Origin of the sequence: Streptomyces inhibens (assembly GCF_003389455.1) — a bacterium.
Lineage (GTDB): Bacteria > Actinomycetota > Actinomycetes > Streptomycetales > Streptomycetaceae > Streptomyces > Streptomyces inhibens.
This window is the reverse complement of the sequence record NZ_QUAC01000014.1, coordinates 52,105-73,715: the sequence shown is the minus strand read 5'-3', so window position 1 is coordinate 73,715 and position 21,611 is coordinate 52,105. Positions and strand designations below refer to the sequence as shown.

Here is a 21,611-nt window from a genome sequence, read left to right as displayed (position 1 = left end):
GCTTCCCGTCAACCATGACCGACGACGCCGGCCGTGCGGTCCTCGGCCACCCGGCACACGGCATCGAGAAGACCGTCCCTCTGCGCCGACAGCTCCCGCGGCAACGGCGTCTCATCGCGTACCGCCTGACCCAGGCGCCACTCCAGTGCGGCATCGATCACCGGCCGGAAGCACGGCCACCGTTCACGCGCCCAGCGAGCGGCGTCGGCCTTGCTTGCGTGTCGTGCCGTGGTCAGCGTCAGCAGCGCCCGGCAGGCCGTCAGGACCACATAGGCATGACCTCCCCGGTGCACCACCTGCGCAGCCCCGTCACGGAGTGACAGCACCTTGCGGGCCACGGCTGCGCGCACCGTCTCCGCAGGCACGGCGGCCACCGCACATTCCAGCGGGCGGCCATGGACCGTAACGCCCGTGTCGTGGGCGAGGTGCCGGTTGAGGATCCACTCCTGCGAAACGGGCTCCGCATGCAGCGGGGAGCCGGGTGACACCGTGGCCAGAATCGGCGGCGAGCCGGAAGCGTTCAGCTCACCGGAGAGCGAGGAGAGCCATGCGGCAGGCGCATAGATGAGGTCGATGCGATCGGTGAATTCGGGATGGCTGGACCAGAAACGGTGGTGCCCGGAATCCAGTGCGCTCAGGACGTCAGGGCTCAGTTCACCGGTGACGGCGGCCATCAGGTCGATGTCGCTCACGCCCTCGTCGTAGTCGCCGCTGACCGCCGACCCGTACAGGTACATGCCTACGAGGCGATCGCCGAGCGCCGATCGGACTTCGTCCAGCAGGTCGGGCAAGACCTGCTGCACGGCAAGCGGGCAGCCCGTCACTCCGCGCCCGGCCGCGCCGTACGCCGCGCTACTCGGTGCCTGTGGTTCATGCGGGTTGTCCACGTCGCTACCGTGCCATGACTCCGGTCAACGCCCCACCCGATTACGGGACCCTCTCGCCGGCCTCACTCAGCCGGGTCGCCGCCGCTTTCTCATCGGCGGTCGACAGCCAGAAGTACAGCGGTGGCATGGCGAGTTCGATGACCGCCAGGGCAACCTGGAACCACTGCGGCTGGCCGTAGAGGGCCATGGACAGGATCCGGCCGGCTCCGCCGAGCAGAAAGATGCCGGCGAGCCACCGCACCGCCCGGGACGAGATGGGCGACTGCCGGGCCGCCCAGATCCAGGCGAGGCCGTACCCGAGGAAGATCGCGCCGAAGTACCGCTCCCGGCTGTCGACGGTCGCGCCGGCCGAGCCCTCGCCCGGCACCGAGCCGATGCCGAGCACGAGATGGAAGGCACCGATCGCCACGCAGGCGACCCCCATCGCCAGCACAAGCCACTTGAGGAGCCTGGCCATGATCCGACCACCCCTTCCCCGTTAGTAGACGACTGTCTACTAACGGGGAAGTCAGGACCGGTAGTAGACAGGTGTCAAGTAACCTGTGGGGCGTGACCACGCGCCGCAGACTCGACCCCGCCGAGCGCCGCAGCCAGCTGCTCGGCGTCGGAGCACAGCTCTTCGCGGCGAAGCCGTACGACGAGGTGTTCATGGAGGACATCGCCGAACGCGCCGGCATCTCCCGCGCCCTGCTGTACCGCTACTTCCCGAACAAACGCGACCTGTTCGCCGCGATCTACCAGCAGGCCGCGGACCAGCTGCTGGCCGATACGGCACTCGATCCGGCCGCCCCCGTCGTCGAGCAGCTGTCCGCCGGACTCGACGTACACATCGACTACTTCGTCGCCAACCGGAACACCGTGCTCACGGCGAACCGGGTGCTCGCCGGAGACCCGGTGATCCAGGCCGTCATCACCGACGAACTGGCCGAGCTGCGGCGGCGCCTGCTCGATTCCACCGGACTCGGCGACGGCCCCAGGGAGTTGGTGTCGGCCGCGCTGATGAGCTGGCTGGTGTTCGTCCGCACCCTGTGCGTGGACTGGCTGACGAACCAGTCGTTCTCACGCACCGAGCTGCGTGACATGTGCGTCGGCGCGCTGCTGGGGGCGCTCCGGCCCATCATGGATCTCGAACGCCTCGCCCCAGGCGCCGGCACCGCCCCCGGCAGCGGGGGCTGACCACCCGGGGCGCCGGCATCGAGCACACGGCCGTGGCTCAGCCGTGGGCACGACCTCGTATCCCACCTCGCGCAGCGTGGGCACCTCTGCCTCTCCGTTCGCCCCGGCGACGCTCTCCCTCACCTACCTTCATATGCCCAACGAGCGGTAGACGACGAGACGTTGCCCCATCCCTCATCCAGCACTGCTACCGGCAGCGGATGCGTCCACCTCGGCAGCGTCACTGCCGCACAGCACTCCTCATCCGGCTCCGCCCGCCGCAGTACGGCTCGCGCAAGGGTGCCTACACGCGATTGCCGAACCGCGCAACCGGTGGGAGGCGGGAGCGGGTGTTCAGCGCGCTGCAGGAGCACCGGCACGGTCTACTTGCCAGTGGGGAGTTGGGCAAAGCTCCCGGCTAAACACGTACGTACGGGTAGCAGGAGAGTTCATACCCCCGGGGAGCGTAATCCGCCGGTAAAGGAACGGCACGGTCGCCGTTTCCTGCAAGGCCCAGACCGGCGTCCCCCACATCCCGTGCCGCGCGCCGGCAGCCCGTTGGAGTGGCACTGTTCCGCCAGGTGGTCGTAGCGTGTCGGCAGAGGAGCAACGACAGCCCCGCGGGGAACGTGGCCCGTACAAAGACCGCACCCTGCGTCGCAGCCGGTGTCCACACATGCGAAGCGGTGAGGAGCGGATATGCGAGCTCACAAGGCAAAGGCAGCACTCCTGGTCTGTGCCGGGGTGGCACTTGCGGCAGCAGCCGTACCGGCGCCCGCCTCCGCCTCTTCGGAACAGCCAGCGCAGACCCGTGTAGCGGCCATCGACTGCACCGGGCAGCCACAGGTCCGCCCCGGCGATTTCATGCTCGCCTGCGGCGACGGCAACAACGTCCTGCAGTCGCTTCGGTGGTCGCAATGGCAACCACAGTCCGCTGCGGCCGAGGGAAACGACCTGGTCAACGACTGCCAGCCCGACTGCGCGGACGGCCACTTCCACAGCTACCGCGTCCACGTACGGCTCGACAACCCACAGCTCCGCCCCGGTCACCCTGGGCAGTGGCAGTACACCCGGCTGACCCTCACCTACGCCGGGGACAGGCCGGCCGACACGCCCCGGGTCGTCGCCTCCAAGCTCTGGAGCTGACGGGGCCGCGAGCAATAGCCGTAGAGCCGTAGCGGCGCCGCGTCCTCAAAGAATGCGCTTGGTTCCGCTGACGTCACCCGGGCGCCAACAGCCCCCACAAAGGCTTGAGTTGTTGGTCCTTCATTCGCTGCGCTCATTCCGTCGCGGCTCTTCGATCGCCGGGGCCTGCCACGCGGCACGGACCCGCTGGGCGGTTTCGGCGGCCTGTCGGACGCCGGCACGGTAGGACGGTTGCCAGGCCGACCGGTCGTGCAGGTCTTGGCCGAACACCCGTGCCGTCGCCTCGTCGGGACCGATCGTCACCACGGCGTCCGCACCGACTTCGGCGAGTTCTTGGGCGAGCGGCTCACGGGGGAACAGGTGCGCCAGCGGCTCGATGACGACCACCACGCGGGCGCCTGTTGCCAAGTCGGCGCTGGTTCCCGACCGCAGACCGCCGTCCATGTACGTACGGCCGTTGATGGTGAGCGGTGGATAGAAGCCAGGGAAGGCGGTACTTGCCGCCACGGCGGATGGCAGTGGGACACCACTTGCACGGTCGAAGACTTCCGGCTCACCGGTCTCGGCGTCCACCGCCGTGATGAGCAGCTTGCGGTCCGGCCATTGGTGTGCGCCGACCAGGGCACCCATTCGGGCGAGATGCGCCTGCTCGGGGCCGGTCTCGGCGGCCAGCGCGAGCTGCCCCACCCGCCGCCGCGCCTCGGTGGGATCGGAGCCGGCGGCGCCGAGCACGGCGAACACCTCCCCCAGCCGACGCCTGTCCACCCGGGGAGGGGCGATGTCGGAGTCGGCAGGCCGCGGAGGAGTGGCGAGCCGATCGGGGTCCTGGCCGGTGGCCAGCACCGCGCCGATGATCGCGCCCGCCGAAGTACCGACGATCAGATCCGCCTCAGCGAGGTCCACACCGGCCCCGCGCATCCCGCCGAGGAGCCCGGCCATCCAGGCGGTACCGACAACGCCTCCGGCGCCGAGTACGACCGCCCGCCGGCGCGATCCGGAGGGCACGTTTGACGCAGCCGTCCTCGTGGTCACTGAGCACGCTCCGCTCGCCTCGTCATCGGCACGCCTTCCCCTTCGCCCGATCAGTTGTTCCCGTTGAGGCTATCCGCGCCGACGGAGCGGCCTCGCCGGGCTGTCGCGCGATTCCTCGCGAACGGCACTCCGCCACCGGCCAGTTGGCCGACTGACGAGTGGCGGGTGACGGGTGACGGGTGACGGGTGGTGATCGACAAAGGGACCATCGCCAGGCCCGACATGGAACCCGTCCACCGCCAGGGAGTGGACAGTCCCCGTGCACCGCGGGATGCCAAGATCCTCGCGAGCGACCGTTCACCTCAGGCATCCCGGAAACGATGCATCCCAATCTCGACATAGCAGACAAAATTCCGTGATTAATTAAATTCGGGACCATCTGCCGATTCTGATGACCTTGGCCCCGCACTCATCGAGGCCGGCGCCACCGCCGAGGAGGCCGCCGCGATCATGCCCCTGCCGGTGAACGCATTCCCAGGCGTGACCGGCCTTGTCTTGACGAACCGGCCATGCCCGATCTTGACTGCCAGCGTCCCCCACCACGGGTAATGCTTTGCCCCCTGACCAAAGGTTCGAACATGACGGTTGACGCCACCGCCGCCACTGAAGTCGGGCAGTTCCTGCTCGGTGACTCGTTCCCCTGCCTTGCCGGCCGCTCGGCATGGCGGCAGGGCGGCATCACCCACCATCACTACACGTGGTTCGGAGGCGACACGGCGGCCCGGCACATGGCGGCTGATCTTCAGGCCTATGTGGAGGCGGTGGACTGGGACGCCAAGCCCTTCACGAGCTTCGTGGCCACCTTCTCGGGTCCCCTACAGGTGTCGGACACCGAGTTCGAGCACTTGATGTGGCAGCAGCTGCAGGCCGTACACGATCATGACAGCCGTACGCACGCCTGGGCCGACGGCTACGCCCCCGACCCGTCGTCCCGTACCTTCGCCTACAGCGTCGCCGGGCACCCGTTCTTCGTGATCGGGCTGCACGAGACGCACAGCCGCATCGGCCGCCGCCCGCCCTTCCCCATGCTCGCCTTCAACTCACACGCCCAGTTCGACCGGATAAAGGCCGCCGGCCTGTGGGACCGGCTGCAGGAGAAGATCCGCAAGCAGGACATCGAGTTGCAGGGGGACATCAACCCCAACCTCTTGGAGTACGAGCAGCTCTCCGAGGCCCGGCGCTACTCGGGCCGGCGCAAGCCGGCCGACTGGACGTGCCCCTTCACCGCACGTGTCTGAGCCCGACCGGCCCGTTACGCTCACCCCGAAGAGATCGTCTTCACCCCTGGTGCGGCAAGGTTCCAAGGGACGGTCATCAAGTTCCTCATGAACGCCGACGGCACAGTGGGCTCGTCGAGGCCGTTGTGACCTACGGTTGACTGCCTGCATGAACATCGATTCGACAGGCGCGAGTACCCAGGGATCTGTCCAGGTGAGGCAATTCCACGAGGGAGATTCGGTGGAGGAGCTGACCTACCTCCTTCACCGTGCGTACGCGGACCACGCCGCCGCCGGGCGCGTCTTCTTCGCCTCCTACCAGTCTCCGGAGGACACCCGGTACCGACTCGGCAAAGGCGAGTGCTGGGTCGCGACGAACGATGACGGGCTGATCGGGACCGTCACCGTGTCCGCTCCCCACGCCATGCCCACCGGCTACCCCGCACCCGTTGGAGCGGGGTCGTTCTGGCAGCTGGCGGTGGATCCGTCGCAGCGGGGAAGCGGGTGGGGACACCGGCTCCTGACACTCGCGGAGTCCAGGATCGCCGCCCTCGGTTCGGCACATGCCGTCATCGACACTTCCGCAACGGCGACAGACCTCGTGGCCTGGTACCGCCGACGCGGATACGCGCCGATCGGGACGTGGCGGTGGGACGTCACCAACTACGACAGCGTCGTCCTCGCAAAGGACCTGCCGGCGAGGTCCGGTACCCCCTGAGGGTCATCGTGCGGACCAGAGGAAGACGCCCTGCGGGAGCGGCGGCCGGCACCGGCCATCGGGTGCAAGGGGGATCCGCACCGGCCCGTTGCTCAGTCGCGGCTTCCGTCAGGGCGGGGCCCGTGCATGACGTACGCCGCGGTGCCCGCGAGGAACAGGGTGGCCGCTGTCGCCCAGGCCGCGGGCTCGGGGCCCGGCTGCATCGCCCAGGCCCATACCGTCACGGTACGGCCGTGGACGCCGCCGCCGGCCAGGTACTGGGTACTGAGACAGACGATCATCGGCAGCCAGCTCAGCCGGGCGCCGATGAGGGCGGCGGCCAGCGCCGAGATGCCCACCGCGCCGAGAAGGTTGCGGACGATCGCCGACGCGCCAAAGGTCTGTGCGTGTCCGGGCACCGCGAGGGCGAGCAGCGCCGCGGCCAGGGCGGTCAGGGCCAGTAGATGGGCGAGACGCCGGGGCCACCAGGGGCGTACTGCGGCCCGGTCCAGTTCCGTGGAGTGCTGGTGCAGGCTCGCGCCGATCGCCGCGGCGGCGAGCATCGGCGCGAGCGCCACGACGGGGACCCGTTTGTCGGGGTCGATATAGGCGTGCAGCTCGTGGGCGCCGAGGGCAGCCAGCAGCGCGGTGGCGAGCAGTGTGGCCACGGTGGCGGGCAGGGCGCGGGAGCGGGCGTAGAGGGCGAATCCGTACGTCGCGGGGTAGCGCGAGACGGGTGCGTTCGGGGTCGTCACAGTGCGGGGACCTTCTTCGTGTCGCAGCTGCCGTGGGTGGCGAAGTAGCGGCCGAGCCAGGCGCGTCGCTGGTCGGGGTGCATGGCGGCCAGGTGGTGCAGGGCCCGCTCGCGTGCGTCGAGCGCGGTGATCTCCGCGGTGTCGCCTCGTTCCCGGGCCTGCCGGCGCGCCTCCGCACGTCTGCTGGTGCTGAGGTCGTTGGAGACCAGCCAGTCCATCACCGCCTCGTCGACGGGATGCGTGGTCGGCGTCACGCAGTCGCGGGTCAGCATCCCGGCCGCGGCTTCCCATGCGAATGCCTGGGGATCCGCCAGTTCACCGCGTACGACGCTCTGTCCGAGGTAGAGCTCGGGCAGCTGGGCCTCGTCGCGGTGGGGAGCCTGGGGCAGGTCTTCGAAGCGGACGGGGGTGTGTGCCACTCCCTCCAGCCGTCCCGTGAGGCCGGACAGCGCTTTCGATACCGCCGGGAGCAGGTCCCCGTGCACGGCGTTGACGCACACCTGTGGTGACGAGTCGTCACAGATCTGCTTCTCGGCAAGCGGGTTGGGGTACCACATGTGCTCTCCGGTCCGCCCGATCGGCACCGCGGCCACGATCGCGACGGCCAGCGGAAGCAGCGCGGTGTAGCGGTGCCGCCGGGCGGCGTGGCCGAGGACCGCGGCAGCGGCGAGGCCGCCCGTCCACGCGGCCATCGCGAGCGGCTGCCACCAGACCGGTACCCAGGCATCGGGGCTGTAGCCCTCGGCCGGTCCGAGGAAGCGCAGTGACGACTGCCGGTATGTGGGCAGCGCCAGCGCCACGTATCCGCACAGGGTGAGCAGCGGCGCGGCCAGGCGCCAGCGGACGAGCCGGCCGACGACCATCCCGCCGCAGGACATCGCGGCCAGGAACACCGTGTCGGCGGCCAGGGGGCCGAACAGCGGCCGCCCGGCGGAGGCGTACGGCCAGGTGGCGAGGAACGAACCGGCGGCCGCGACCGCGTGACCGACGATCACGGCGAGCGCCACCGGCAGGGCGGCCACCGCGAACTGCGCGAGTTCGCTCCGGGCGCCGGTGGCCCACAGCTCCGCCGTGCGCCTGCGACGCTCCCGGCCGCCCTGCCAGCACCCCGCACCCGCGGCGAGCGGGCCGCCGAGCAACACAGCCACCGAATGCAGCCGCTCCTGTGTCTCACCCCAACTCCCCTGCCAATAGCTGGCCTTTCCCGTCATCGCGCCGACGAGGGTGAGGCACATCGCGAGCGCGATCCAGGGGGCGAGTCCGCCGCGTATCTCGGCGAACACGGGATGGCGGGCGCGCCGGGTGGATCGCGACGGTCCCGTGGCGTCGGGGCGGGACGGGGTGTGCGGGATCAGCTGGGTGGTCATCGGCGGGCTCCCGTCGTGGTCGCCACGGCGGCGCGATGACCGCGCAGGGCGGCGGTGTAGCCACGCTCGACGGGATTGCCGCCGAGGTCCGCGCCGGCGTCGCTCTCGCCCAGCGTCGCGAGCGATGCCGGAGTCCCGCGGTACGCCACACGACCGGATGCCAGGAGCGTCACCTCGGTGCATGCCACGGCGACGTCCTCCACCAGATGCGTGGAGACGATGACCGTGGTCCGGTGTCCCAACTCCACGAGCAGCGACCGGAATTCCACCCGTTGCTCCGGGTCGAGGCCGGCGGTCGGCTCGTCGAGCAGCAGCACGTCGGGCTCGTTGACGATGGCCTGGGCGATGCCGGCCCGCCGCACCATGCCGCCCGAGAGCGTGCGCATCTTGGAGTCGATACGGTCCGCGAGCCCGACCCGCGCCACGGCCCGCTCGACCGCCGCGCCGGCGATATCTCCCGGCATGGCCTTGAGCCATGCCACGTACCCGACGAACTCCCGCACGGTGAAGCCCGGGTAGTACCCGAAGTCCTGGGGCAGATAGCCGAGCCTGCGCCGGGCCGCGGACAGCTCACGGTGGCCGGACAGCGCATGACCGAGCAGCTCGACCCGTCCGCCGGTGGGACGGGCGACCGTGGCCAGCACCCGGATGAGGGAGGTCTTGCCGGCGCCGTTCGGGCCGAGCAGTCCGTGCACGCCGGGGCCGAAGTCGAGGTCGACGCCGTCGAGGGCGACGGTCCTGCGGTGCCGGACGGTCAGGCCGTTGACGCTGATGGTGCTCACGAATTCTCCAGACGGTTCAGGTACGAGCCCGGGCCGTGGTCCGGGGCGAAGTCGAAGGCGCGACGGCGCAGCGCGAGCAGCCCGGCGCAGCACAGGGCGGCCGCGGCCCATCCGCTCTGCGCGGCGCTCCCGGAGACGCACCGCCCGAGCTGCTCGGCGAGCACGGCCGGTGTGGGAGCCCCGTTGGGGGCGTGGGCCGCGGCGGGCAGCAGTACGGCGAACGCCCAGCCGGCGGCGACGAGCGCGCCGGCGGTTCGGCATCCGGTGCACGAGCCGAGCGCGAGCGTCCCCACGGTCAGCGCCAGCCCTGGCAGCAGCCAGGCCGCCGCGCCCGGCACTCCGGGCGGCGCGGGCAGCAGGGCACCTACGGCGGTGAGCAGCGGCAGACTGACGCCGAGCACGGCGGTGGTCCTGATCAGCAGCAGCCGCAGCCCGCCGGACGGTGCCGCGGCGCTGATCTCGTACATCGGATCGGCGTACGGCCCGTACGAGAGCGCGACCCCGGCGAGCGGGAGCACCGGCGCCAGCGCGAAGAACACGGACCGCGCCGCGAGGAACCCGGCACCGTAGGCCAGTGCCACGGCTCCCGCGCACACCACCAGCAGGGCCACGCCCCATGCTCCGCGCAGGGCAGGCCCGGCGGCCCAGACCGTTCGCGCGAGCCGGCCCGGCAGGGAGGCAGAAGCGGGCCGGACAGCGACGCCCCGGCGGCCCGCGCTCGGGCGTAGTGGCGAACGACGCGCCCCCGCCCCCCTCTTGCGTTCGGTCGCGCCCGCGCCCTCCCCCGGGGCCTCCTCCGCGACGGTGCGCAGCAGCGCGCCCCGCACGTCCTCCAGCAGCGGCCCCGCCGTCCCCGTCGCACGGACTGCGGCCGAGACGGCGGACGCACACCGGCCGCACGCCTCCACATGCTTCTCCAGCGACCAGGCATCCGGCTCCGGCAGGGACCCGTCCGCATAGCGCCGGCTCATCGCCTCGTCCACATGCCACGCCGGCCCGCCCGGGCCTACCTGTTCCCTCTTCATGCGAGACCTCCCCATGGCGTCGTCGCGGCATTCCCCAACTGACCGAGTACGGCGCGCAGTTCACGCCGGGCGCGCATGGCACGGGTCTTGACGGTGCCCTCGGGTATGCCCAGCAGCTGCGCGGCCTCACGGGTCGTCAGCCCGTCGATGACCGTGGCCCGCAGCACCTCACGCAGCTCTGGTGACAGCCGGTCGAGCGCGGTGCCCACATCCCCGTACTCCAGTCCCCCGAGGGCACTGTCCTCCGCCGACGGCACGGCCGCCGGGGGCTCGTGCACGACACGCTCGGCCCGCGCCTGCGCCCGCTGCGCGTCCACCAGCCGCCGCGCCGCGATCACCCACAGCCAGCCGCCGGCCTCTCCCGACCGGTACGAACCGGCGGACCGCCACACGGTGACGAAGGTGTCCTGGAGCACCTCGCGCACGGTCTCGGCATCGGCACACCGACGCGCCAGCCGCGCGTGCAGCCAGCCGGCGTGCCGGTCGTAGAACGCGGCCAACGCGGCCTGGTCCCCACGTGCGATGCCGCGCAGCAGCGCGGCATCGTAGCCCCGGTCTGCCCTCAAGGGGCGGAATCGCTTCACGCTTCTTCTATCGCTCGGCGGCCGGAAACGGTTCACGAACGGGCCGACGACCTGCGCGGACGAGCTGCGGCATCCGGGTTGCCGGCCTTGTCCGGGTTCCTCGCCTCGTCACCTCGTCAGGGTTCTTGGCCCCCTCCGGGTTCCTCACCTCGTGCTCCTTGGGCCGGCCGGCAGCTCGTACTGCCGGCGGTCCGCTCCGGGGATCAGCTCCTCGGGGGGGTGGCGGAGTGCCGCGCAGCGCGGCGGTGGCGACCGCTCAGGACGATGCCTGTACGGCGGCGCGTTCACGGGCGGCCGCGGCCCGTCGCGGGTCGCCGAGCTGTGCCTCCAGGCGGGCCTTGGCCGACCAGTTGTACGGGCAGATCGGGCGCAGCTGGATGCGCTCGCTGAGCAGGGTCCGCGCCAGGTCGGTACGGCCTGCGCGGAGCGCCGCCTCGACGAGGGTCCGCTGGATCGCGTCCCGCTGGGCGTGGCTGCCACCGAAGTCGTTCAGGCGGTGGCGGATCGGCAGCAGCAGGTCGGCGGCACGGGCGTAGTCCTGCCGCCCGTAGGCGATCAGCGCGCGGCAGACCGGCAGGCCGATCTCGGCCGTCATGGCGCCGTTGGAGACGTCGGGCTCCGCCGCCACCCACTTTTCCCGGTCCTGGACCAGGCGCTGTGCCTGGGCGATGCGGCCCGCGCCCACGTAGGCCATGACCGCGTGCGCGTCGTTGAAGGCGTAATGGGGGCCGTCGTCGCGGCTCTCCCAGGCGTCAGCGAGTACGTCCCACCGTGCGCTCTGCTGGTCCTGCGCCAGGTACAGGCGCCACAACAGGGCGGCGGCATCGAGCAGTTCCATCGCCACGCCCGCCGACCGGTCGTGGTGGAGCACGGAGTCGTAGATCTCCAGTACGCGGGCGGTGTCGCCGGTCTCCAGCGTGTAGAGGGCGTAGTGCCACCAGTTGTGGACGGTGAGCAAGGTGCCGTTCGCCCAGTCGTCGGTACGGGCGTCGAGAAAGCGGATCCCGTCCGTGAAACGTCCGCGCATCTCATACGTGTGCACCACGCCGTGGATGCCCCACACATCGTGCGGATGCCGCGCGAGGGCCGCCCGGCCAACCTCCTCGGCGTGTTCGTAATGGCCCGACTCCTCCAGACCGAACGCGTACATGCCGAGCAGCGGACCGTGGTGTGGATCGCTCTCGTCCCAGGCGTCCAGTGCTCCGCCGACGCGGTCGCGGAGGCGCTGGGCGTCGCCGGTGAGGAAATCGTGCTGGTGGCCTGCGAAGAGGGCCAGCGCATCGCGGGGGAAGGCGACGGTGAGGTCGCCGAGGATGCGGCCCGCGCCGTGCATATCGCCGTCCAGCCATGCCGCTGCGGCGGCGAGATGCATACGCTCGCGGGACGTCAGCCTGTCTGCGTCCAGGCCGGAGCGAAAGCGGAGGAAGCTGTCGCGCGCCGCGGCCGCGTCCTTCTCCTCGGTGCCCAGCACCCCCAGATATGCGGCCAGCGTCTGGCCCATCACGGACCGCGGCGAGGCGGCGAGTACGGACCGAGACGCCTCCAGGACCTGGGGGCGGAAGAACAGCAGGTCGTCCAGGGCCTGTTCGTAACGGGTGAGGGCCTCGGCGCCGGTGTCGGTCATCAGGTGCCCGTGCCGGTCCGCTGTCATGGGTGACTCCTGGGGGGGGTGAGTGGGACAACTGGCTGAACTGCGGTGACGAGAGCGGTGACGAGACAGGTCATCGTGGCGGCGGGCGAACGGGCGGCCGTCAAGCCAACCGGCCGTCCAACTATCCGGTCGTCCAACCAACCGGCCGTCCAGCCATCCGGCCGCCCGATGGCTCGTCTCCATCCTTCCTCGATGTCTTCGTATGTGTCCGTATGTCCGTGCCTGAAAACTGCTCCCCATGCCTGAGGCTTCATCCTCGAACACAGTGACCGAAATGCCGTGGTGTTCACGGATCGCTACGGCGGCCGATTCAGCGGCAGTTCAACCGACCTTGGGCAGTTGCTGCGTGGAGCAGTGAATCCCGCCGCCACCCTCCCCAAGAGTGTCAACGGGCAGTTGCACAACATCCCGGCCCGGGTACAACTCGCGCACGATGGACGCGGCGTTGCTGTCGGCCTTCTTGTCGCCGAAGCGAGGCATGACGACCGCGCCATTGACCACGTAATAGTTGACGTAGCAGGCCAGGAATCCGTCCCCGCGGCGGCCGATGTGGACCGGCTCGGGCAGCTCGACGACGTCGAGACGCTTCCCCCTGGCATCGACAGCCCTGTCCAGCACCTCGCGCGCCTGGTCGTAGGCCTCGGTCCAGACGTCCCGGGGAGCGTCCTCGTCCGGTGCGCTGATGACCACGACACCCGGTTCGGAGAAGCGTGCCAGCGCGTCGATGTGGTAGTCCGTGATGTCTTTGCCCTTGACGCCCTTCACCCAGATCACCGTGGTGGCGCCGACCAGATTCTTGAGGGCCCGCTCGATGTCGTCGCGGGACCTGCCGGGATTGCGGGCGTCGTTGACCAGGGAACTCTCGGTCGCCAGCAGGGTGCCCCTGCCGTCGACCTCCAGCGCGCCGCCCTCGCCCGTGATCGGCGCCTTGACCCTGGTGAGGTGCGCGTCGTCCAGGATCCGGCGGGCGACCTGGCTGTCGCGGCCGTGGTCCTGCTTGTTGCCCCAGCCGTTGAAGTTGAGGTCGACTCCGGCGATGCCGTCGGGCCCGAGTACGAAGAGCGGTCCGCTGTCGCGCATCCACAGGTCGTCCACCGGAGTCGGGACGACCTCCACCCCTGACCCGCAGGCCTGCCGCGCCACCTTCACGTCCGGGCCATTTGCCAGAAGGACCACCGGCTCGAACTCCGCGATCGTCCGCGCGATGCGTGCGATGTCGTCCCGCACACCGGCGATGTCCGGCCCCCAGATCTTCCGGGTGGGCCATGCCATATACGTCGACCGGTGCGGGTGCGCCTCGTCGGGCAGCCGCCATCCGCCGGCCGGCGGTGCGTCTGACGGGGCGGTGCTGCCGCCGCCCGGCGCAGGCTCGCTGCCGTCCGGCGTACGGCAGGCGCTCAATCCCCCGCCGAGCGCGGCGGCGACCGCAGCGTGCAGTGTTCGACGTCTGGATATTCGCACGATCAACCACCTGACTGAAATTTTGGTCAGGCCCATGGTAGGGCATGATCGGACGTCAGATACTTTGATCCTTCGGATAGCGGGAGCATTCGATGCCGGACAGGCCCACCCAGATCCTCGAAGCCGCCGCCCGGCTGATCGCCCGGCGTGGCGTGCGTGGGCTGCGGGTCGAGGAGGTTTCCGCGGAGGCCGGTGTCTCGACCGCGCTGATCTACTACCACTTCAAGGATCGCGCCGGCCTGCTGCGACGCACGCTGGAGTTCATCAGCCGGCGCGCGGTCCGCTACACCGACGCCGCCCTGGAAGCCTCCGACGATCCCCGTACGCAGCTCACCGAGATGCTGCTGCTGGAGTTGCAGGACACTCCCCAGGTCAGGGAGAACAGCGCCGCCTGGGGCGAGTTGCGCGCCACCGCCGTCTTTGATCCGGACCTGCGGGAACTGCTGGCCGCTGCGACACGTGAGTGGATCGACGACCTCGCACACCTCATACGGCAGGCGCAGGCACAGGCGGTCGATACGGTCGACCGACCCGGCCGCGAGACCGACGCGTACGATGCGGCCGAGCGGCTCACCGCCCTGGTCGAGGGCCTCAGCGAACGTTGGCTGAGCGGCACCACGTCGCTCCAGCGCGCGCATGAGCTGCTCCGTGGCGCGATCGAGGCGGAGCTCTGACGGGGCAGCAGGCCGAGCTGACGGGGCAGCAGGCCGAGTGCGATGCCGCTCGCCGATGTCTGGACGCTCGGCTCGCATATCCGTGCCCGGTCTGAGTTCGACTTCGCCGCCTCCTTAGCCGGAGTGGCAGCTCGCCCACCACGGCCCGCCCGGCGTTCACTACTGATCGACTTGCTCGGGCGGGCACGGCATCAAACGACCGGCTCACAGCCCCAGTTGGTCACCCGCCTGGTGCTCGTCGACGCAGACCTCGATCCGATCCCACGAGATCACGTCATCGCCATCGAGCCCGCCCGATGGCGGCCGCGACGGTCAGCGGAATCGTCAGTACGGCGGCGACCAGGAAGATGAGGCCGTACGCATGGCTGCCGGCAGCGGCCGCCGTCAGGCCGCTCGCCACCGCGCTGCCGCCGTAGAGGCTGACGCCGAACATCGCGACGCCGGTGGCTCGGGCCGTCGGGGCCACCGCGGTCGCCCACGCCTGGACCGTGGTGTGCAGGAACGACCAGCCGGCGCCCAGCAGCAGCGCGGTGACCGCCAGTGCCGGGAGCGACTGACTCACGGTGGCAACTGTGTAGGCCACGGCGGCTTGCGCCCCGCCGGCCACGATCAGCCTGGCAGGGCTCCACCGGCCCACCAGCCTCTTGACCCACTGCGCGCACACCATGGCCCCGACGCCGTACAGCGCCGACACCGCACCGGCCACCGCGGTCGGCACACCCCGGGCCTCCAGCGCCGGCGCCAGATACGTCAAGAAGCCCAGCAGCACGGCGCCTTCGAGCAGGGCGACGGCCATGACGTACCACATCCACCCCGACCCGAGTACGATGCGGAAGGGGGCCAACAGGGAGCCGGCGGGCACGCGTTCCGGTTCGGGGAGGCGGCGCAGCGCCCGGAAGAGATACGCCGCGAGCAGGGCCGGCAGGAAGAAGACCAGGCGCCAGCTGATGAAGTGCGCCAGCGCTCCGGCCAGGAGCGTGCCCAGCGCCGTACCCAGGGAGAACGCGGTCATCAGATCACTGAGCGGGCGCTGGCGTCCCTCGGCGGGGACGACGTCGCCGATGTGGCTCAGCGAGGCGGGGATGCAGGCGGCGAAGCAGGCTCCGGAGAGCGCCCGGGCCACGATCAGGACGGTGGCGTTCGGGGCGAGCGTGGAGAGCAGCGCGGCGAGGGCGCCTGCCGCAAGGGAGAACCGCATGACGCGGATCCGGCCCATCCGGTCACTGGCGATCCCCCACACCGGCTGCATCAGGCCGTAGCAGAGGTAGTAGACGCCGGCTGCGAGCGCCACCGTCGAAATAGTGGCGCCGAGTTGGTCCGCGATGAGCATCAGCATCGGCGCGATACAGAAGCGGTCGAAGTTGCTGATCAGCCCGGCCAGCCGCAGCAGCCGCAGCGAACGCGTCGGTAAACCGGCAGTAGTTGGGGTCGGGACAGGGATAGAGGTAGAGGTAGAGGTAGTGGTGGACGTGGTGAACACGAAGGGTCGCTCCTTGTCGTCGCCCGGCGCTTCCCCGGGCCTTCCCCAGCCCACCACTCGCGTCGTCCGGATATTCGCCTCAAGCGATCACCATCGCTCACACTTTGTCGTGCAGGACATCCGCGGACAGAGGAGACGAAGACGCAATGGGCGTCGTCAGGGAAACGCCGTCCGGCGCAGGGAACACGGCAAGTACGCTGCGCAAAGAGCTCGGCGCCTTCCTGCGGTCCCGACGGGAGCGGCTGGCCCCCGCCGAACTGGGCCTGCCGGTGGCGCCGCGCCGGCGTACCCCCGGGCTGCGCCGCGACGAGGTGGCCGAACGGGCCGGCATCAGCAGCTCCTGGTACGCGTGGTTGGAGCAGGGCCGGGTGCGTACGTCGGAGCAGGTGCTGCGTGCGGTGGCGCGGGCGTTGCGACTGGACGGGGCCGAGACCGCGCATGTCCTGTCCTTCGTCGAGGACGTCCAACCGGCCGGCACGCCGCCGGGCTGGGTCTCACAGAACCTGCGGTCGCTGGTGGAGTCGGTATCGCCGAATCCGGCCGTGGTCATCGATCCGCACTGGGACCTGCTGGCCTGGAACGCCGGATACGCCGCGCTGCTGACCGACCCCGCGCGCCTTCCCTCGAAGCAGCGCAACCTGCCGTGGCTGGTGTTCCGCTGGGCACCGGCGCGCGCCCTGCTCGTGGACTGGGAGTCCGAAGCACGCGGCCTGTTGGGCCAGTTCCGCGCCCACGCCGCCCGGCACCCGGACGACCGGCGCTACGCGGAGATCGCCGGCGAGATCACCCAGGATCCGGACGCGGCACGCTGGTACGGCCGGCGGGAGACAGCGGTCTACCAACCCGCGGTGCGGCACTTCCGGCACCCTACGGCGGGCGAACTTCGCCTGCGGTACGTGAAGCTGGCCGCCCTCGACGAGCCCGGACACCACTTCCTGTGCTACCTGCCCGACGATGCGACCGCCGAGACGGCCGTACGGAAGCTCACCGAGCACGCGTAACCGGACGCCCGCCGACGGCAACTGCCGCCCGCCGACGTTCGACCCAGGCCCTGTCGTCAAAGTGATCTCGGATGGTGGATCACGGCCGTCGACCGGTACCGCATGGCAGCGGAGTCCGCCGAGCGTTCGGTTCGGCGGACGCGGCCGGCCCAGGAGGCTCCGCGCGGAGGGCACTTGCTTCAAGTGCCCTTGAACGTTCCAACATGGCTGGCATGACGGTGATCGACAGCACCCCCGTGAAGTCCCCGGCCGTGGACATCTGAGTCTCCACGGGGCCGGACCATCCGCGCCCCGACGGCCAGGACCGCTACACGATCAGCGAGGTCGCGGCGTACACCGGGCTCAGCGCGCCCACCCCACCCTTTGACGACAACTCCTAGGCGCGGGGCACTTCGCAACACTCAAAGATTCTCGATCACGACATCGGCGGCATCTTCCGATCCGACGCTCAGCAGCCAGTCGGCAAACCGCCGGCCGTACTCCTCCATGGGACTCAGCTCGTGTTCGGGCCGTGTGGGCCCGAAGTTCCGCTCCAACCAGGCGAGGTACGCCCGACGCGTGGTGAGGTACTCCTCGCGTACGGGAGCGGGACCATCGAAATCCTCGTCGGCGAGGTCATGGAACAGATCCAGCAGAGTGTGCGCGCTGACATAGAGATCCCCCTCGTCGCCGAAGAGGATGACGGGCAGGGTGGCGAGATCGGCCCGGTCGTCGCAACGCCACAGCGCGTAAAAGGAACCGGACGAGGTGGCCTGAGCGAAGGGGATCACCCGATCGTAGAACTCCGGGCTCGCCGAATCCGACCAGGATGAATCGTTGTTGTACTCGCGCAGTTCGAATCCTGGCGAGTAGAAGTCCGTGTACTGGTCGTCAAACTCTTTGAGCAGATTCAGCTCAGGTATCGGTGAGTACGTTTCGCTCATGGGGCCACCTCGGAAAGAGATCGGGCAGGTGAGGTGACCCTACTTATGGGCGGCGGGCCAGGTCTTGGGGTGCCATCGGCGACGCACTCTTGTGCTCAGGGTCGCATCTGTACGGTCGCCTGGCGCTGGTAGTGGCAGGTTCGTGGCCGGGCTTGGTGGTGTCGACGCCACTGGGACCGGCGAAGCGTGTGCGCGACCGCGTGGATCCGCCGAAGGCCGCGCAGGGCTGACTGAACCTGACACGAACGCCCGGCATCATCAACGCCCCGGCCCCGTACTACTCGCTCACAACAGCGGGTACGGGGCCGAGACGTTCGTTGTTCGCCAGTCAACGGCGCACCGAACCATCGGTCCGGTGATCCGAACCAAACGGCCTAGTCCTCGCCGCCCACGCCCGCACCCGCGCCCACGCGGCATTCGGGGTGGCCCCAGCCGTCCGGGTTCTTGGCGATGGTCTCGCCCGCGGCGTAGGAGCGCCCGCACCGGCAGCGGCCGGGGAACTTGGCGTTGAGTGTCCGCGTGGAGTTCCCCGAGGTGCTCCGGCGCGACGAGGGCGCCGTCTTCGTGGCCGAGCCGGCGGCGCGGCGGCGGGTGCCCCCGGACCGTACGGTGTCCGGCGCGGCCGGCGGCTCCGCGGAACCGAGCGCGCTGCCGGCGGCCTCCTGGACGACCGCTGCCTGGCTGGCGGCCCGGTCGGCGAAGTCGTTGAGCCGGTCGCCGTCCACCTGGTGCGCGGGCACGTACCGGAACTCCACGGAGCGGCCCGTGAGCAGCTCGTCGATCCGCACGACGAGTTCCTGATTGGCGACCGGCTTGCCCGCGGCGGTCTTCCAGCCCTTGCGCTTCCAGCCGGGCAGCCACGTGGTGACAGCCTTCATGGCGTACTGGGAATCCATCCGGATTTCCATCGGGACGGCCGGATCGGTGGCCGACAGCAGACGCTCCAGGGCGGTGAGTTCCGCGACGTTGTTCGTCGCGGTACCCAGTGGGCCGGCCTCCCAGCGGACGACAGCTTCGTCGCCGTCGGCGACGACCCAGGCCCAGCCCGCGGGCCCGGGGTTTCCTTTCGAGGCGCCGTCACATGCGGCAATCACGCGTTCAGCCATGCGCGCGATCATGCCAGGCGGCGACTCGCCGAGCGAAACTCGCCGTACTTGCGGCTCCCGCCCCCTTGCGACGCCCGGCATCGCGTGCCGGGCTGCCACGGCACCACGGCGCCCCCGGCGCCCGGCCGGGGCGGGTCCGGCGTGCGGATCCGCGGTGGCCGCTCCTACGCTGGAGCTGAGGCCTCGGGTCCCAGGCGGGACAGCTTCGGTTCCCGGGCGGGGCGGCTGCGGGGCAGGGTTCGTGCGTACGGCGAACCTGGAGTCGTAACGTCGTCATGACCTACCGGAGTCGTCATGACCTACCGGTTCAGCGAGAACGAACGGTTCAACTACGAGATCCTGCTCGCCCTGGGTTTCTCGTGGCAGCAGGGCGCGGACGTGGGCGAGGTGCTGACCGCCGCGTCCGCCACGGCGGACGGCGACGGGGAGGCCTGGGTCTCGACGTGGGCCACGCTCGCTCGCCGGGTCCGCGAGCAGGCCGAGAAGTGCGCTGCCAACGGGCGGACAATCAGTGCTCGGGACGCGTTCCTGCGGGCGGCCGGATACTTCGGCACGGCCTTGGTGGCCGTCGACGCATGCTTCGCCCCGGGGGCGCGGCTGCGTGAGCTCTTCGCCGGGCACCGTGACTGCTTCGACTGCTTCGCGGCCGCGTGGGAACCGCCCGCCGAGCGGATCGCGATCCGTACGAGGACATCTCGCTCCCGGGGTACCTCGTCAGCCCGCCCGGCCGTTCCGGGCGCCCCCTGCCGACGATGATCGTCAACAACGGCAGCGACGGCCCGATCTCCGCTGCCTGGACACTCCTCGGCGCACCGGCGGTGGCCCGGGGGTACCGTGCGCTGCTGTTCGACGGTCCCGGGCAGCAGTCCATGCTGTTCGAGCACGGGGTCACGTTCCGCCCCGACTGGGAAAAGGTCATCACGCCGGTCACGGGCTTCCTGGCCGCCCGCGCCGACGTGGACGCCCGGCGCATGGCGCTGGCCGGCATCAGCCAGGCCGGCTATTGGGTGCCGCGCGCGCTCGCGTTCGAGCACCGTATCGCCGTCGCCGTAGCCGATCCTGGTGTCAGCGACGTCGCGGAGAGTTGGTGGCACAACCTCGGCCCGGAGCTGCGCGGACTGTGGGATCCCGGTGACCGGGAGACCTTCGACCGCGTCATGCACGAGGCCCTGGAGCAGGACCCGGCACTGGCCGCAATGTGGCGCTGGCGGGCGAAACCGTACGGCATCCCCTCCCCCTTCGACCTGCTCACCGAGGTCTCCCGGTACACGGTGGAGCCCGTGGCGCACCAGATCACCACCCCGCTGCTCATCACGGATCCCGACGGGGAGCGCTTCTGGCCCGGCGCGTCGCGGCGCCTGTACGACGCCCTGCCGGGCCCCAAGGAGCTGGTCCGCTTCTCCGAGGCCGAAGGCGCGCATCTGCACTGCGAGCCGATGGGCCGCGCGCTGTTCGAGCAGCGGGTTTTTGACTGGCTGGATGCGCGGCTGGCGTTGGGGGCGCCGGCCTGAGGGCTCGCCGAAGAGGCAAGCCGGCCGGCCGGCCCGACAGCTGGCCGCGGCGGGGAGGTCGGCCTATAGCAGCGAGGCAAGTCCCTTAATGACAAGGGCAGTTGCCCTACGCTCCTGCCCCTGCCCCTGCCCCTGCCCGAGTTTCCACCCCTCCCCCGACAGGGCCCCCGTCAGGCCACGTAAGCGTTACGCAGCGGCTCCCCGGACGCGAAGCGGCGTACCTGCTCTGCCACCAGCAGTTCCGCTCGTGGGCGGAACGCGGCCGAACCGCCCGCGACATGCGGGGTGATGAGGACGCCCTGCGCGGTGCATCGTGGAGCAGATCCGGCCATACGGCCAGCCGGGCGCGCGGCGTGAGCCCGGCGCGGAGGTGGTCGCCATTGTCCCTGGTGACGCGATGCCAGCGGCAGACACCGTCGAGGGGCTCCTCTTCCAGGAGCAGCGCCCCGTTCCGCGGGATGTTCAGATACAGCCAGTGCCAGAAGTCGTCGTCGGCTGCCTGCTGCGGATCGAGATCGTCATCGTCGGCCCACTCGTAGGGGGAAGCAGCGATGCTCTCCGGGAACAGACCCAGGCTGCGGGGGAGCGCCACGGCACGCTCGCACGACCGGGCGCTGCCGACGTACAAGTACTGGTCCCACCCGACATGGACCGTGAAGATGCCCTCGGCCTCCAGGCGGCACCAGGCGCCGTCCTCGCGCAGCATGACGCGTACCAGCTCAAGCGCCGTTTCCAACGACACCTCGGCACCATCGTGGTAACCCGCCAGACCAGAAGGGAACAGCCCGGCCAAGCCGCAGCTTTCCGCGGCCGGCTCCGCGCCCAGGGAGGCGCTGCCGGGAGTCGATGGCTCACGGATGACAAGGCGGCCCACGCCGCTGTCCACGGCGAAGGCGGCGACAGCCCGCAGATGGGCTGCCTCTATCGGACCGCGGTCGCTGACCGGCTCCTCGCTACCCGTGTACCGACCCTGTTCGTCACGGTCCGCCGGATCGTACTTGGTGATGCGGTAGCAATGGGACAGCACATCAACACCTCTCTGGGCGACCGGCGGCAAGGCCGAGGCCGACGCCGAGGCCGACACGGAGGTGGAGCCCGGCCGCGATCATCTCACTGTGCCGTCGTGGCATACGGCCAGCCATCTGCTCTCTGCATCA

The 21,611-nt window shown here is 70.4% G+C and carries 22 protein-coding genes and 1 pseudogene; 9 read left to right on the top strand and 14 right to left on the bottom strand.

Going from position 1 to position 21,611, the window contains the following annotated elements; genetic code table 11:
* Window positions 1–8 precede the first annotated feature (8 nt).
* Window positions 9–887: a nucleotidyltransferase domain-containing protein gene (locus tag DY245_RS02060; protein WP_128502819.1), complete on the bottom strand. Its 879-nt coding sequence runs from the start codon at window positions 885–887 to the stop codon at window positions 9–11.
* Window positions 888–927: 40 nt separating this feature from the next.
* Window positions 928–1,344 (bottom strand): DUF4345 domain-containing protein, encoded by a 417-nt coding sequence (locus tag DY245_RS02055; RefSeq protein WP_128502817.1) that lies wholly within the window; start codon window positions 1,342–1,344, stop codon window positions 928–930.
* 92 nt (window positions 1,345–1,436) lie between these two features.
* Between DY245_RS02055 and DY245_RS02050 the strand changes: the two genes are divergently transcribed.
* Window positions 1,437–2,063: a TetR/AcrR family transcriptional regulator gene (locus tag DY245_RS02050; RefSeq protein WP_128502814.1), complete on the top strand. Its 627-nt coding sequence runs from the start codon at window positions 1,437–1,439 to the stop codon at window positions 2,061–2,063.
* A 678-nt stretch (window positions 2,064–2,741) separates the two neighbouring features.
* Entirely contained in the window at window positions 2,742–3,188 is a 447-nt protein-coding gene (locus tag DY245_RS02045) for a hypothetical protein (protein WP_128502812.1), read from the top strand.
* A 120-nt stretch (window positions 3,189–3,308) separates the two neighbouring features.
* On the opposite strand, the gene DY245_RS02040 is transcribed toward DY245_RS02045, so the two are convergent.
* The gene (locus DY245_RS02040) at window positions 3,309–4,193 is read right to left on the bottom strand and encodes a patatin-like phospholipase family protein (protein ID WP_220377841.1); all 885 of its coding nucleotides are present in this window, start codon (window positions 4,191–4,193) and stop codon (window positions 3,309–3,311) included.
* A gap of 605 nt (window positions 4,194–4,798) precedes the next feature.
* Between DY245_RS02040 and gntA the strand changes: the two genes are divergently transcribed.
* Complete coding sequence (gene gntA / locus DY245_RS02035) at window positions 4,799–5,458, top strand: guanitoxin biosynthesis heme-dependent pre-guanitoxin N-hydroxylase GntA (protein ID WP_128502809.1); 660 nt, start codon at window positions 4,799–4,801, stop codon at window positions 5,456–5,458.
* A 220-nt stretch (window positions 5,459–5,678) separates the two neighbouring features.
* Window positions 5,679–6,155 carry a GNAT family N-acetyltransferase gene (locus tag DY245_RS02030; RefSeq protein WP_181923477.1) on the top strand — a complete coding sequence of 159 codons (477 nt, stop codon included), beginning with the start codon at window positions 5,679–5,681 and terminating at the stop codon, window positions 6,153–6,155.
* 92 nt (window positions 6,156–6,247) lie between these two features.
* On the opposite strand, the gene DY245_RS02025 is transcribed toward DY245_RS02030, so the two are convergent.
* From DY245_RS02025 to DY245_RS01995, 7 genes are all read right to left on the bottom strand, one after another.
* Window positions 6,248–6,889 (bottom strand): hypothetical protein, encoded by a 642-nt coding sequence (locus DY245_RS02025; RefSeq protein ID WP_128502805.1) that lies wholly within the window; start codon window positions 6,887–6,889, stop codon window positions 6,248–6,250.
* Window positions 6,886–8,256: a hypothetical protein gene (locus DY245_RS02020; RefSeq protein WP_128502803.1), complete on the bottom strand. Its 1,371-nt coding sequence runs from the start codon at window positions 8,254–8,256 to the stop codon at window positions 6,886–6,888. Before DY245_RS02020 ends, DY245_RS02025 begins: the two co-directional genes overlap by 4 nt.
* Entirely contained in the window at window positions 8,253–9,038 is a 786-nt protein-coding gene (locus tag DY245_RS02015; RefSeq protein WP_244942766.1) for an ABC transporter ATP-binding protein, read from the bottom strand. The genes DY245_RS02020 and DY245_RS02015 overlap by 4 nt, the downstream gene beginning before the upstream one ends.
* Window positions 9,035–10,063, bottom strand: a complete 1,029-nt coding sequence (locus DY245_RS02010) for a zf-HC2 domain-containing protein (protein WP_128502799.1) — start codon at window positions 10,061–10,063, stop codon at window positions 9,035–9,037. Before DY245_RS02010 ends, DY245_RS02015 begins: the two co-directional genes overlap by 4 nt.
* Window positions 10,060–10,647, bottom strand: coding sequence for an RNA polymerase sigma factor (locus tag DY245_RS02005; protein WP_128502796.1), 588 nt, complete (start codon window positions 10,645–10,647; stop codon window positions 10,060–10,062). Before DY245_RS02005 ends, DY245_RS02010 begins: the two co-directional genes overlap by 4 nt.
* Before the next feature lie 256 nt (window positions 10,648–10,903).
* Complete coding sequence (locus DY245_RS02000) at window positions 10,904–12,298, bottom strand: tetratricopeptide repeat protein (RefSeq protein WP_128502793.1); 1,395 nt, start codon at window positions 12,296–12,298, stop codon at window positions 10,904–10,906.
* Window positions 12,299–12,619: 321 nt separating this feature from the next.
* Window positions 12,620–13,759 carry an agmatine deiminase family protein gene (locus DY245_RS01995; protein WP_128502791.1) on the bottom strand — a complete coding sequence of 380 codons (1,140 nt, stop codon included), beginning with the start codon at window positions 13,757–13,759 and terminating at the stop codon, window positions 12,620–12,622.
* A gap of 92 nt (window positions 13,760–13,851) precedes the next feature.
* Here DY245_RS01995 and DY245_RS01990 point away from each other — a divergent pair, with 92 nt between their 5' ends.
* The gene (locus DY245_RS01990) at window positions 13,852–14,433 is read left to right on the top strand and encodes a TetR/AcrR family transcriptional regulator (RefSeq protein ID WP_128502788.1); all 582 of its coding nucleotides are present in this window, start codon (window positions 13,852–13,854) and stop codon (window positions 14,431–14,433) included.
* A gap of 274 nt (window positions 14,434–14,707) precedes the next feature.
* Here the strand turns inward: DY245_RS01990 and DY245_RS01985 are convergent, their stop codons facing one another.
* The gene (locus DY245_RS01985) at window positions 14,708–15,913 is read right to left on the bottom strand and encodes an MFS transporter (RefSeq protein ID WP_244942764.1); all 1,206 of its coding nucleotides are present in this window, start codon (window positions 15,911–15,913) and stop codon (window positions 14,708–14,710) included.
* 146 nt (window positions 15,914–16,059) lie between these two features.
* Between DY245_RS01985 and DY245_RS01980 the strand changes: the two genes are divergently transcribed.
* Complete coding sequence (locus tag DY245_RS01980) at window positions 16,060–16,914, top strand: helix-turn-helix domain-containing protein (RefSeq protein ID WP_128502786.1); 855 nt, start codon at window positions 16,060–16,062, stop codon at window positions 16,912–16,914.
* 212 nt (window positions 16,915–17,126) lie between these two features.
* A pseudogene (locus DY245_RS45665) lies at window positions 17,127–17,270 on the top strand (MerR family transcriptional regulator); the annotation flags it as partial.
* 45 nt (window positions 17,271–17,315) lie between these two features.
* Here DY245_RS45665 and DY245_RS01970 read toward each other — a convergent pair.
* Together DY245_RS01970 and DY245_RS01965 are read right to left on the bottom strand one after the other, a co-directional pair.
* Entirely contained in the window at window positions 17,316–17,837 is a 522-nt protein-coding gene (locus DY245_RS01970; protein ID WP_128502783.1) for a hypothetical protein, read from the bottom strand.
* 374 nt (window positions 17,838–18,211) lie between these two features.
* The gene (locus DY245_RS01965) at window positions 18,212–18,955 is read right to left on the bottom strand and encodes a ribonuclease H family protein (protein ID WP_128502781.1); all 744 of its coding nucleotides are present in this window, start codon (window positions 18,953–18,955) and stop codon (window positions 18,212–18,214) included.
* Between the two features lie 282 nt (window positions 18,956–19,237).
* Between DY245_RS01965 and DY245_RS45095 the strand changes: the two genes are divergently transcribed.
* Window positions 19,238–19,699: a hypothetical protein gene (locus DY245_RS45095; protein WP_220377840.1), complete on the top strand. Its 462-nt coding sequence runs from the start codon at window positions 19,238–19,240 to the stop codon at window positions 19,697–19,699.
* Window positions 19,696–20,454, top strand: a complete 759-nt coding sequence (locus tag DY245_RS45090) for an alpha/beta hydrolase family protein (RefSeq protein ID WP_220377839.1) — start codon at window positions 19,696–19,698, stop codon at window positions 20,452–20,454. Before DY245_RS45095 ends, DY245_RS45090 begins: the two co-directional genes overlap by 4 nt.
* A gap of 106 nt (window positions 20,455–20,560) precedes the next feature.
* Here the strand turns inward: DY245_RS45090 and DY245_RS48085 are convergent, their stop codons facing one another.
* Window positions 20,561–21,481, bottom strand: coding sequence for an RNA-binding protein (locus tag DY245_RS48085; protein ID WP_181923476.1), 921 nt, complete (start codon window positions 21,479–21,481; stop codon window positions 20,561–20,563).
* Window positions 21,482–21,611 lie beyond the last annotated feature (130 nt).

What these genes read in the sequence shown, in the direction of transcription:
- DY245_RS02055 (WP_128502817.1), bottom strand. Translation starts at nt 1,344, where the DNA reads ATGGCCAGGCTCCTCAAGTGGCTTGTGCTGGCGATGGGGGTCGCCTGC.
- DY245_RS02045 (WP_128502812.1), top strand. Translation starts at nt 2,742, where the DNA reads ATGCGAGCTCACAAGGCAAAGGCAGCACTCCTGGTCTGTGCCGGGGTG.
- gntA (WP_128502809.1), top strand. Translation starts at nt 4,799, where the DNA reads ATGACGGTTGACGCCACCGCCGCCACTGAAGTCGGGCAGTTCCTGCTC.
- DY245_RS02020 (WP_128502803.1), bottom strand. Translation starts at nt 8,256, where the DNA reads ATGACCACCCAGCTGATCCCGCACACCCCGTCCCGCCCCGACGCCACG.
- DY245_RS02010 (WP_128502799.1), bottom strand. Translation starts at nt 10,063, where the DNA reads ATGAAGAGGGAACAGGTAGGCCCGGGCGGGCCGGCGTGGCATGTGGAC.
- DY245_RS02000 (WP_128502793.1), bottom strand. Translation starts at nt 12,298, where the DNA reads ATGACAGCGGACCGGCACGGGCACCTGATGACCGACACCGGCGCCGAG.
- DY245_RS01990 (WP_128502788.1), top strand. Translation starts at nt 13,852, where the DNA reads ATGCCGGACAGGCCCACCCAGATCCTCGAAGCCGCCGCCCGGCTGATC.
- DY245_RS01980 (WP_128502786.1), top strand. Translation starts at nt 16,060, where the DNA reads ATGGGCGTCGTCAGGGAAACGCCGTCCGGCGCAGGGAACACGGCAAGT.
- DY245_RS01970 (WP_128502783.1), bottom strand. Translation starts at nt 17,837, where the DNA reads ATGAGCGAAACGTACTCACCGATACCTGAGCTGAATCTGCTCAAAGAG.
- DY245_RS01965 (WP_128502781.1), bottom strand. Translation starts at nt 18,955, where the DNA reads ATGATCGCGCGCATGGCTGAACGCGTGATTGCCGCATGTGACGGCGCC.
- DY245_RS45095 (WP_220377840.1), top strand. Translation starts at nt 19,238, where the DNA reads ATGACCTACCGGTTCAGCGAGAACGAACGGTTCAACTACGAGATCCTG.
- DY245_RS45090 (WP_220377839.1), top strand. Translation starts at nt 19,696, where the DNA reads ATGATCGTCAACAACGGCAGCGACGGCCCGATCTCCGCTGCCTGGACA.